Raw genomic sequence first — 10,014 nt, forward strand, 5'->3', positions numbered from 1 at the left:
TCGGCGTCGTAATCGGTGGGTGTGGCGATGATGACGAAGTCGGCACCCTCATAGGCGTCGTGCCGATCGGTGGTGGCGCGCAGGTTCAGAGGCTTGCTGCTGAGAAAGTGCTCGATTTCGGTGTCTTCGATCGGGCTTTGGCGGCGGTTGATGAGGTCAACTTTGGCCTGCACGATATCCAGCGCCACCACTTCATGGTGCTGGGACAGCAAAATGGCATTGGACAGGCCCACGTAGCCTGTGCCGGCAATGGCGATTTTCATACGGAGGCGGGCATACAAAAGGCTTAAGCCCGGTAGGAGGCAAGATGTCGATTCTAGCGCTCCGACAGGTTTCAAACCGCTTCGCGGCGGCGTGTGTTGTCATGGCACAAGGATCTGCAGCGCCAGCGGGATGCTGACCAGCCCCAGGACCGTCGACAGGGTGACCAGGCCGGCCACGTAGCTGCCGTCGTAGCCCATGCGCGCGGCCAGCACGTAGCAGCTCGACGAGGTGGGGATGGCCGAGAACAGGAGCAGGGCGGTGGCCTGGGGCTGGCCCAGACCAAGGGCATGGGCCAGCCCCGCGGCCAGGATGGGCATGCCCAGGTGTTTGACCGCCAGCACCTGGACGGCCAGTTGCCTGGCCTGGGCCAGCGATCCAAATCGCATGCCGGCGCCGGCCGCCATCAGACCCAGCGCCAGTGACGACTGGCCCGCGCGCTCGACGCTGGGCTGCAGCCAGGCCGGGATGCCCAGCCCCAGCAGGTTGGCTGCCAGCCCGCTGACGGTGGCGATGATGAGCGGATTGCGAGCCAGCTCGCGCACGAAGCCTTTGTTCGCATGCCGGGCCATCGGCCAGACGGCGCCGACATTGAGCAGCGGCACGCACAGGCCGATCAGCACGGCGATGTTCAGCAGGCCGTCGGCTCCTGCCAGCCTGCTGGCCAGGGCCAGAGCGATGAAGGAGTTGAAGCGGAAGCCGATCTGGGCGCTGGCCGCATGCAGGCGGCGGTCGATCCGGCGGCCGATCCAGGGCCAGCGGGGCAGCGAATAGGCCATCGCGATCCCTCCGGTGGCCAGCAGCAGGCCTGCGGTGGCGAGACTGGAGGCGGCGCCCAGATCGATGGGGCTGCGGATGATCGAGTGGAACAACAGGACCGGAAACAGGCAGTAGTAAACCAGGTTCTCGGTCGGTTCCCAGATGCGGCGGTCCAGGGCCGTGAAGCGGCACAGCAGGTGGCCGGCGAGGATCAGCAGAAAGTCCGGCAGCAACAGGGGCAGATAGGTCACCGGCGGAGCATAGCCGAGGCCGGGCCTGGGCGGGGTTTTCACTGATGTCGTGTTCCCCATGGTCGAAAAGCGATGCGGGCGTTAGAGTTGGAAGAGGCCAGCCATCGGCCGGCGGTACCAACCGTACTGGTTGCGATGGCTGGGCGTGTCCTGCCCGTCAACTCCGTTCGCTCACAAGGAGAACCCGCTATGCTTTCTCGTCGTTACCTTCTCGGCGTGGCCGCCGCGTCGCTGATGCTGGCCGGCACTGCCGCTGCCCAGGGCTACCCGACCAAGCCGATCCGGCTGCAGGTGCCGTTTGCCCCTGGCGGGACGACCGACATCATCGCGCGGGTGATGTCGGAGCCGCTGGGCCGGACGCTGGGGCAGAGCGTGGTGGTCGAGAACAAGGCTGGTGGCGGCGGCGTGATCGGCGCGACCGAGCTGGCGCGCGCGGCGCCCGATGGCTATGTCGTCGGTGTGGCCACGGTGTCGACGACGGCGGCCAACCCGGCCATCAACACCAAGATTCCGTACAACACGCTGACCGATTTCACACCGATCACCAATATTGCGGCCACCCCCAACGTGATCGCGGTGCATCCGAGCTTTCCGGCCAAGGACATCAAGGGCTTTCTGGAGGAGATCAAGCGCCAGCCCGGAAAGTACAGCTATGCGAGCTCGGGCACCGGCGGGATCGGCCACCTGCAGTTCGAGCTGTTCAAGAGCCTGACCAACACCTTCGTGACGCACATTCCCTACCGCGGTGCGGGCCCGGCCCTGAACGACACTGTCGGTGGGCAGGTGCCCATCATCTTCGACAATCTGCCCTCGGCGCTGCCGCACATCAAGTCCGGCCGCCTGGTGGCGCTGGCCGTGGCGGCGCCGCAGCGCCTGGCCGTGCTGCCTGACGTGCCGACCTTCAAGGAGGTGGGGCTGGAGCCGGTCAACCGCATGGCTTATTACGGCCTGATCGGCCCCAAGGGGCTGTCCAAGGAGGTGGTGGACAAACTCTACAATGCCTCCAGGCAGGCGCTGGCCGATCCGGCCGTGCGCAAGCGCATCGAGGATACGGGTTCCCTGATCGTCGGCAACTCGCCTCAGGAGTTCGCCGCCCAGATCAAGGCCGAGTACGAGGTCTACAAGGAAGTCGTGGCCAAGCAGAAGCTGTCCTTGAATTGAGTTGTTTGCATGAATGACGAGGCGGCGCGCTCGCGCAGCGAGGCGAGTGTGTCCGCCTTCATCGACGGCCTTTGGCTGGAAGAAGGGCTGTCGCGCAACACCCTCGATGCCTACCGGCGGGACCTGAGCGGGCTGGTCGCCTGGCTGGCTGGCCGCGGCCAGGCGCTGCCCGATGTCGGTGAGGCTGAACTCAACGGCTACTTTGCCCATCGGCACGCGCAGACGCGCGCGACGACCGCCAACCGGCGTCTGACGGTGTTCCGGCGCTATTTCCGCTGGGCGCTGCGCGAGCGGCTCATCGATGCCGATCCGACCTTGCGGCTGCTGGCGGCACGGCAACCCTTGCGCGTGCCCAAGACCATGTCGGAGGCACAGGTCGAGGCCCTGTTGGCGGCGCCAGACGTGGCCGATCCGCTGGGTCTGCGCGACCGCGCCATGCTGGAGCTGATGTACGCCAGCGGCCTGCGGGTGAGCGAGCTGGTCGGGCTCAAGGTGTTCCATGTCGGTCTGGCCGAGCATGTGCTGCGCATCACGGGCAAGGGTGACAAGGAGCGTCTGGTGCCTTTCGGCGCCGAGGCGGCGCGCTGGCTGCAGGCCTACCTGCGCGAGGCCCGGCCGGCCATCCTGGCTGGACGACAGACGCAGGATTTGTTCGTGAGCTCGCGCGGCCCCAAGCCAGGCCGGGCCATGAGCCGGGTGATGTTCTGGCAGATCGTCAAACGCTACGCGGCGCAGGCCGGCATCACGGCGCCGCTGTCGCCCCACACCTTGCGCCACGCCTTTGCCACCCACTTGCTCAACCATGGCGCCGACCTGCGTGCCGTGCAGATGCTGCTGGGCCATGCCGACATTTCCACCACCACGATCTACACGCACGTGGCGCGCGAGCGCCTCAAGACCATCGTGGCCCAGCACCACCCGAGGGGCTGAGGTACGGCCAGGTCGTCGCGCTCAATGGTCGAGCACGCGGACCTTGACGCTCTTGCCCTTGATGCGCCCGGCGTTGAGCCGGCTGGCGGCCTGCCGGGCAATGTCCCGGTCCACGGCGACATAGGTGGACCAGTCGTTCACGTTGATCTTGCCCACCTGTTCGCGCGTGTAGCCCAGGTCGGCGGTCAGCGCACCCAGCACGTCGCCGGGGCGGATCTTTTCCTTGCGACCGCCCTGGATGTGCAGTGTCATCATGGGTGGCACCAGCGGGCCTTGGTCCGCGGGTGAGAGTGCCGCGAGCTCGTGCCAGTCGGATTCGCGGCCCTGCAACTGCTCAATGCGGCCCACATGGCCCATCTCGTCCATGCTGGCCAGGTTCAGCACCAGGCCATGTTCGCCGGCGCGGCCGGTGCGGCCGATGCGGTGGATGTGCAGCTCGGCATCGGGCGTCACGTCCACGTTGATCACGGCCGCCAGACTGGCGATGTCGAGCCCGCGCGCAGCCACGTCGGTGGCCACGAGCACGGAGCAACTGCGGTTGGCAAAACGCACCAGCACCTGGTCACGCTCGCGCTGTTCCAGTTCACCGTACAGGGCCAGCGCGCTCAAACCCTGCGCCTGCAGCACGCCCACGAGGTCGCGGCACTGGGCCTTGGTGTTGCAGAAGGCCAGCGTGCTGGCGGGGCGGAAGTGGGCCAGCAGACGACCCACCGCGTGCAGGCGCTCGCCGTCTTGCACCTGGTACCAGCGCTGCTCGATCTGGTCACCGGTGTGCTGCGCTTGCACCGTCACGGTGATCGGTGCGCGCATGAACTGCGTCGCCAGTTTGGCGATGCCATCGGGGTAGGTGGCCGAGAACAGCAGGGTCTGGCGTTCCGTCGGGCATTGGCGTGCCACCTTCACGATGTCATCGAAGAAGCCCATGTCGAGCATGCGGTCGGCCTCATCGAGCACGAGGGTGTTCAGTGCATCGGGCACCAGACTCTGGCGTTCCAGATGGTCCATGATGCGGCCGGGTGTACCGACCACGATGTGGGCACCATGTGCCAGCGAGGCCAGCTGCCCGCGCAGCGGCACACCACCGCACAGGGTGACGACCTTGATGTTGTCTTCGGCGCGCGCCAGTCGGCGGATTTCCGTGGTGACCTGGTCGGCCAGTTCGCGGGTGGGACAGAGTACCAGTGCCTGGACGGCGAAGCGCCGCGGATTCAGGTTGGCCAGCACGGTGAGGGCGAAGGCGGCGGTCTTGCCGCTGCCGGTCTTGGCCTGGGCAATGATGTCCTTGCCCAGCAAGGCACTGGGCAGGGTGGCCGCCTGTACCGGCGTCATGTCCAGGTAACCCAGTTGCCGGAGGTTGGCCAGCATGGCCTCGGACAGGGCGAGGGTACGAAAGTCGGTCGAGGAGGCGGTGGCGGTCATCACCGATTATCGGCGATGACCGATTTCAGCCGGCGCCGTGCAGATAGTCGAGCTCTTCGGCCGTGAAACCGGCCTGTTGGCGCGCTTCGACGTTGAATGGTGGGCGAGGCCGGGGCGCTTCGTGGCGGCGCGCCAGCACGCGGTAGTGGGCCAGGGGGTCCAGGCCCTGGCGCTGGCACAGCCAGCCATACCAGCGGTTGCCGATGGCGACGTGGCCCACTTCGTCGCGCAGGATGATGTCCAGCGCCGCCACCGTGCGCAGGGCGGCCGGAGAGCCCACCTTGCGCAGGCGGGCCTGGATCAAAGGTGTGGCGTCCAGGCCTCGGGCTTCCAGCGTCCGGGGCACCAGCGCCATGCGCGCCACGATGTCATGGCGGGTCTTGATGCACATCTCCCACAGCCCGTTGTGCGCGGGAAAATCGCCGTAGTCGTGGCCGAGAGCGCGCAGCTCGCCGAGCAGCAGGGCGAAGTGGGTCGCTTCCTCGTCGGCCACGCGCAGCCAGTCTCGGTAGAAGTCGGTCGGCATGTCGGCAAAGCGCCAGACGGCATCCAGCCCGAGGTTGATCGCGTTGAATTCGATGTGGGCAATGGCGTGCACGAGCGAGGCCAGGCCTTCGGCCGTGTACGGCGAGCGCTGGGCCAGGCGGGCTGGCGGGACCAGTTCCGGACGTGGTGGTCGCCCGGGCAGTCTGTGCTCATCACAGGACAGCGCTTCATGCGGGGCCAGGGCAGCAGACAGATCCCCGCCACGGGCGGACACGGCCGTCAACTCCGTCCACAGCGCATGGGTCAGGGCCATTTTGCGCTCGGGGTCGGCCATGCCCAGCACGTGCAGGGCCTGCTGGCGCAGCGAGGCGGGGGCGGGTATCGAAGGAGAGGGGGCGCTGGCGCTCACCCTCGCGATTGTAGGTGTCTCCCGCTGCTGTCCTGCCACGACAGGAGCCGGCCGAGGCGCCGCCCGGACCGGCCCGCTGGGTGTGGCCTGTGTGCCTGCGCCGCGCCGCAGGGAGCCAGCCTCAATGGCCCGAGGCCCCTGCTGCCCCGATGCCCGTTTCGGAGCGCACCTGCTGGGCCAGGAAGCCGGCCTTGTCCTGGCGGGCGCGCTCGCTGTGGTCGAGCAGCGAGAACAGCCAGATGCCCACGAAGCCGATGGTCATCGAGAACAGTGCCGGGCTGGTGTAGGGGAACCAGGCCGAGCCCTGGGGGTTGCCCAGCGTGGCTTCCCACACGGCGGGCGATACCACCGTCAGAGCCACCGACGAGATCAGGCCCAGGAAGCCGCCGATCACCGCACCGCGTGTGGTGCAGCCCTTCCAGAGCACGCTCATCAGCAGCACCGGGAAGTTGGCCGAGGCCGCAATGGCGAAGGCCAGGCTGACCATGAAGGCGATGTTCTGCTTCTCGAAGGCGATGCCCAGCACCACCGCGACGATGCCCAGGCACACCGTGGTGATGCGCGAGACGCGCAACTCGGCTGCGCTGTCGGCCTTGCCCTTTTTGATGACGGTGGCGTAGAGGTCGTGCGAGACGGCCGATGCACCCGAGAGCGTGAGCCCGGCCACCACGGCCAGGATGGTGGCGAAGGCCACGGCCGAGATGAAGCCCAGGAACACGTTGCCGCCCACGGCGTTGGCCAGGTGGATGGCCGCCATGTTGCCGCCGCCCAGCAGGCCGCCCTTGCTGTCCAGGAAGTCCGGGTTGGTCAGCACGAAGGTGATGGCACCGAAGCCGATGATGAAGGTCAGCACGTAGAAGTAGCCGATCCAGGTGGTGGCCCACAGCACGGACTTGCGCGCTTCCTTGGCGTTGGGCACGGTGAAGAAGCGCATCAGGATGTGCGGCAGGCCGGCGGTGCCGAACATCAGGGCCATGCCGAAGCTGATGGCGCTGATCGGGTCCTTGACGAAGCCGCCCGGCCCCATGATCGAGAAGCCCTGCGCGGCCGCTTCCTCCGGCCCCTTGCCCGCGGCGGCGGCCAGTTCGGTCTTGATGTGCACCGACTGGGCGAACATCGCCTCGGGGCTGAAGCTGAAGTGCATCATCACCATGAAGGCCATGAACGAGGCGCCGGCCAGCAGCAGCATGGCCTTGATGATCTGCACCCAGGTGGTGGCCGTCATGCCGCCGAACAGCACATAGACCATCATCAGCACGCCGACGATGACCACGGCATACGTGTAGTCGAGGCCGAACAGCAGTTTGATGAGCTGGCCCGCGCCGACCATCTGCGCGATCAGGTAGAACGCCACGACCACCAGCGTGCCACTGGCGGCGAACATGCGTACCGGCGTCTGCGCGAAGCGGAATGCGGCCACGTCGGCGAAGGTGAACTTGCCCAGGTTGCGCAGCCGCTCGGCCAGCAGGAAGGTGACCACCGGCCAGCCGACCAGGAAGCCGATGGAGTAGATCAGGCCATCGAAGCCCGAGGCCATCACGGCCGCCGAGATGCCCAGGAACGAGGCGGCCGACATGTAGTCGCCCGCGATGGCCAGGCCGTTCTGGAAGCCGGTGATGCCGCCGCCGGCGGTGTAGAAATCGGCCGCGCTGCGCGTCTTGGCGGCGGCCCATTTCGTGATCCACAGCGTGCCGGCGACGAACACGGCGAACATGGTGATGGCCGTCCAGTTGGTGGCCTGTTTTTCAGCCTGGCCGAGATCGGCGCCGGCCGCGAGCGCCGCACCGGCGCCGGCCATCAGGGCCAGCAGGATGCCGCAGGAGCGAAGCAGGGAGTTCATTGGTAGGCCGCCTTCTTGATGTCTTCGGTCAGGTCATCGAATTCGCTGTTGGCGCGGCGCACGTAGAGGCCGGTGATGACGATGGTGAACACGATCACGCCCAGTCCGATGGGCATGCCCAGGGTCATGACCCCTTCGCCCAGACGCTGGGCGAGCAGTTCCTTGTCGAACGCGACGAGCACGATGAAGCCGTAGTAGACGGTCAGCATCAGCACGGTCAAGATCCAGCCGAAGCGTGAGCGTGTGGCCTTGAGTTCGAGGTATTTGGGATGGCCTGCAATCCGTTCAATCACATCCTGTTCCATGATGTCTCATATGTAGATATTGGTTTCCAGGTTGGTCTTGTGATGATCGTAAGTCCGCTGTAAGCCCTGAAAATCCAAGGGTGGATGCTATCAATTCAGAATTACCGAGGTCTTACGCGGCGATGCATGGGTATTGGCTGGGTTTGGCAGTCTCCGGCGTGCGGCAGGGCAGCAGGGCGGCCCATCCCTACAATCTCCGGATTTGCGACAGTCACCACAGGAGACGAACAGCATGGCGATCTATGAGCTCGATGGCGTGGCCCCGCGCGTGGCCGATTCGGCCTGGGTGGCCGACAACGCCCAGGTGATGGGTGATGTGACGCTGGAGGCGGACGCCAGCGTGTGGTTCGGGGTGACGGTGCGCGGCGACACCGATACCATCACCATCGGCGAGGGCAGCAACGTTCAGGACGGCAGTGTGTTGCATGCCGACGAGAACATGCCGCTGACCATCGGCCGCCACGTGACCGTGGGTCACCAGGTGATGCTGCACGGCTGCACCATCGGCGACGAGTCGCTGATCGGTATCGGCGCGATCGTCCTCAATGGCGCGAAGATCGGCAGGAACTGCCTCGTGGGCGCCGGCGCGCTCGTGACCGAGGGCAAGGAGTTTCCGGATGGCTCCATGATCATTGGCAGCCCGGCCAGGGTGGTGCGCCAGCTCACACCGGAGCAAATCGAAGGTTTGCGCTGGAGCGCGCGGCACTACATCGACAATGCCCGGCGCTTTCGCACCCGCTTGAAAAAGATCGGATGACCCCGATCTGGTTCCTTTCGTTTTCAGGAAGTCATCGTGTCCGAACTCCACAAGTTCATGTTTGAAGGCCTGCCCGTGCGCGGCATGCTCGTGCGTCTGGACGACGCCTGGCAGGAGATGCTGCGCCGGCGCCAGGAGTCGGGGGGCTACCCGGCGGCGGTGACCAGCCTGCTCGGCGAAATGGTGGCGGCCACCAGCCTGATGCAGTCGAACATCAAGTTCAACGGCGCGGTGGTGATGCAGATACAGGGCGACGGCCCGGTCAAGCTCATGGTGGCGGAAGTGCAGCCCGACCTGAGCGTGCGTGCCACGGCCAAGGTACAGGGCGAGGTGGCCGATGACGTACTGCTGTCGCACATGGTCAATGTCAACCGGCAGGGGCGGTGCGCGATCACGCTGGACCCCAAGGACCGCATGCCGGGGCAGCAGCCCTATCAGGGGGTGGTGCCACTGGTGGACGGGCGCGGCCGGTCACTGGAAAAGCTCAGCGACGTGATCGAGCATTACATGTTGCAAAGCGAGCAGCTGGACACCAGGCTGGTGCTGGAGGCCGATGACCGTGTCGCGGCCGGGCTGCTGATCCAGCGCATTCCCCTGCAGGGCGAGGCCAACCTGTCGGGCGAGAGCGCCGTGCGCCGGGAGGAAGACCAGCTTGGCCAGAACGAGGACTACAACCGCATCGCGACCCTGGCGGCCAGTCTCCAGCGCGAGGAACTGCTGAAGCTGGATGTCGAGACCATCCTGCGTCGCCTGTTCTGGGAAGAGGACGTGCGCCGCTTCGAGCCGCTGACGGGCGGGCGGGGGCCGCGCTTTGCCTGCACCTGTTCGCGCGAGCGGGTGAGCGGCATGCTGCGGTCGCTGGGCGAACAGGAAGTGGCGTCCATCCTGACCGAGCAGGGTCAGGTGGAGGTCAGTTGCGATTTCTGCGGGACCCAGTACCGCTTCGACCCGGTGGACGCGGCGCAGGTGTTCCTGCAGGCGGCAGCGCAGCCGCAGGGTCCGTCGCGGCTGCAGTAGTCCCCGGGTTCAGCCGGCGCGCGGCAGCAAGCGGGTGAACATCTGGTGCTCGCAGCCCGGGTCGCTGCAGCGCTCGCAGTGCCAGCTTGCCCGGCCCAGGCCCCACGCGGGCGGATCGTCGGCCAGTGGCCGCCCCAACAGCCGGCCCAGTGGCCGCAGGGCCTGCTGGAGGCGGTCCTGGCCCTGGCCGTAGATGGTCAGGAAGGGCAGGCCGGCTGTCTGCAGCGCCTGGCGCAGCAGCGCGTCGGTGCGTTGGCGGATCTCGGGGCTGTCGCGGAACAGACCATCCGGCACCCAGGGCACATCCAGGCCCATGAGCAGGGTCAGGTCGTAGCCGCGCTGCCAGGCCAGGGCATCGGCCCAGAGTGCGTCGTCGTCGAAGTAGAGCGCGCTGTAGGCGGCCACCACCATGGCCGAGG

Annotated in this window: 10 protein-coding genes and 1 pseudogene; 4 read left to right on the forward strand and 7 right to left on the reverse strand. The window is 66.7% G+C overall.

The window, feature by feature from the left end:
- A pseudogene (locus tag PHQ87_RS11145) lies at window positions 1–263 on the reverse strand (UDP-glucose 6-dehydrogenase); the annotation flags it as partial.
- A 99-nt stretch (window positions 264–362) separates the two neighbouring features.
- Window positions 363–1,271, reverse strand: coding sequence for an AEC family transporter (locus tag PHQ87_RS11150; RefSeq protein WP_300234100.1), 909 nt, complete (start codon window positions 1,269–1,271; stop codon window positions 363–365).
- A gap of 189 nt (window positions 1,272–1,460) precedes the next feature.
- On the opposite strand from PHQ87_RS11150, the gene PHQ87_RS11155 reads away from it, so the two are divergent.
- Entirely contained in the window at window positions 1,461–2,432 is a 972-nt protein-coding gene (locus tag PHQ87_RS11155) for a tripartite tricarboxylate transporter substrate binding protein BugE (protein ID WP_300234102.1), read from the forward strand.
- 9 nt (window positions 2,433–2,441) lie between these two features.
- Entirely contained in the window at window positions 2,442–3,362 is a 921-nt protein-coding gene (xerD, locus tag PHQ87_RS11160) for a site-specific tyrosine recombinase XerD (RefSeq protein ID WP_300234104.1), read from the forward strand.
- 21 nt (window positions 3,363–3,383) lie between these two features.
- Here xerD and dbpA read toward each other — a convergent pair whose 3' ends face one another.
- The 4 genes from dbpA to PHQ87_RS11180 form a co-directional block, all read right to left on the reverse strand.
- On the reverse strand, window positions 3,384–4,781 hold the full coding sequence (dbpA, locus tag PHQ87_RS11165) for an ATP-dependent RNA helicase DbpA (RefSeq protein WP_300234106.1): 1,398 nt from the start codon (window positions 4,779–4,781) through the stop codon (window positions 3,384–3,386).
- A gap of 25 nt (window positions 4,782–4,806) precedes the next feature.
- On the reverse strand, window positions 4,807–5,601 hold the full coding sequence (locus PHQ87_RS11170) for a ferritin-like domain-containing protein (RefSeq protein ID WP_300234118.1): 795 nt from the start codon (window positions 5,599–5,601) through the stop codon (window positions 4,807–4,809).
- A 196-nt stretch (window positions 5,602–5,797) separates the two neighbouring features.
- On the reverse strand, window positions 5,798–7,516 hold the full coding sequence (locus PHQ87_RS11175; protein WP_300234108.1) for a cation acetate symporter: 1,719 nt from the start codon (window positions 7,514–7,516) through the stop codon (window positions 5,798–5,800).
- Window positions 7,513–7,821 carry a DUF485 domain-containing protein gene (locus PHQ87_RS11180; protein WP_300234110.1) on the reverse strand — a complete coding sequence of 103 codons (309 nt, stop codon included), beginning with the start codon at window positions 7,819–7,821 and terminating at the stop codon, window positions 7,513–7,515. The genes PHQ87_RS11175 and PHQ87_RS11180 overlap by 4 nt, the downstream gene beginning before the upstream one ends.
- A gap of 232 nt (window positions 7,822–8,053) precedes the next feature.
- Between PHQ87_RS11180 and PHQ87_RS11185 the strand changes: the two genes are divergently transcribed.
- Together PHQ87_RS11185 and PHQ87_RS11190 are read left to right on the forward strand one after the other, a co-directional pair.
- Window positions 8,054–8,578 carry a gamma carbonic anhydrase family protein gene (locus PHQ87_RS11185; RefSeq protein ID WP_300234112.1) on the forward strand — a complete coding sequence of 175 codons (525 nt, stop codon included), beginning with the start codon at window positions 8,054–8,056 and terminating at the stop codon, window positions 8,576–8,578.
- Window positions 8,579–8,614: 36 nt separating this feature from the next.
- Window positions 8,615–9,595: an Hsp33 family molecular chaperone HslO gene (locus PHQ87_RS11190; protein WP_300234114.1), complete on the forward strand. Its 981-nt coding sequence runs from the start codon at window positions 8,615–8,617 to the stop codon at window positions 9,593–9,595.
- A 9-nt stretch (window positions 9,596–9,604) separates the two neighbouring features.
- On the opposite strand, the gene PHQ87_RS11195 is transcribed toward PHQ87_RS11190, so the two are convergent.
- Window positions 9,605–10,014: AAA family ATPase (locus PHQ87_RS11195; RefSeq protein WP_300234116.1), on the reverse strand; the 410-nt coding region annotated here is incomplete at its 5' end.

The sequence above is a fragment of the Hydrogenophaga sp. genome (genome assembly GCF_028698005.1).
In the GTDB taxonomy this organism is placed as follows: domain Bacteria; phylum Pseudomonadota; class Gammaproteobacteria; order Burkholderiales; family Burkholderiaceae_C; genus Hydrogenophaga.

Bases quoted from the DNA above. Each gene is read 5' to 3' on its own strand.
- PHQ87_RS11185 (WP_300234112.1), top strand. From the start codon at position 8,054: ATGGCGATCTATGAGCTCGATGGCGTGGCCCCGCGCGTGGCCGATTCG.
- PHQ87_RS11180 (WP_300234110.1), bottom strand. From the start codon at position 7,821: ATGGAACAGGATGTGATTGAACGGATTGCAGGCCATCCCAAATACCTC.
- PHQ87_RS11155 (WP_300234102.1), top strand. From the start codon at position 1,461: ATGCTTTCTCGTCGTTACCTTCTCGGCGTGGCCGCCGCGTCGCTGATG.
- PHQ87_RS11175 (WP_300234108.1), bottom strand. From the start codon at position 7,516: ATGAACTCCCTGCTTCGCTCCTGCGGCATCCTGCTGGCCCTGATGGCC.
- PHQ87_RS11170 (WP_300234118.1), bottom strand. From the start codon at position 5,601: ATGGCCGACCCCGAGCGCAAAATGGCCCTGACCCATGCGCTGTGGACG.
- xerD (WP_300234104.1), top strand. From the start codon at position 2,442: ATGAATGACGAGGCGGCGCGCTCGCGCAGCGAGGCGAGTGTGTCCGCC.
- dbpA (WP_300234106.1), bottom strand. From the start codon at position 4,781: ATGACCGCCACCGCCTCCTCGACCGACTTTCGTACCCTCGCCCTGTCC.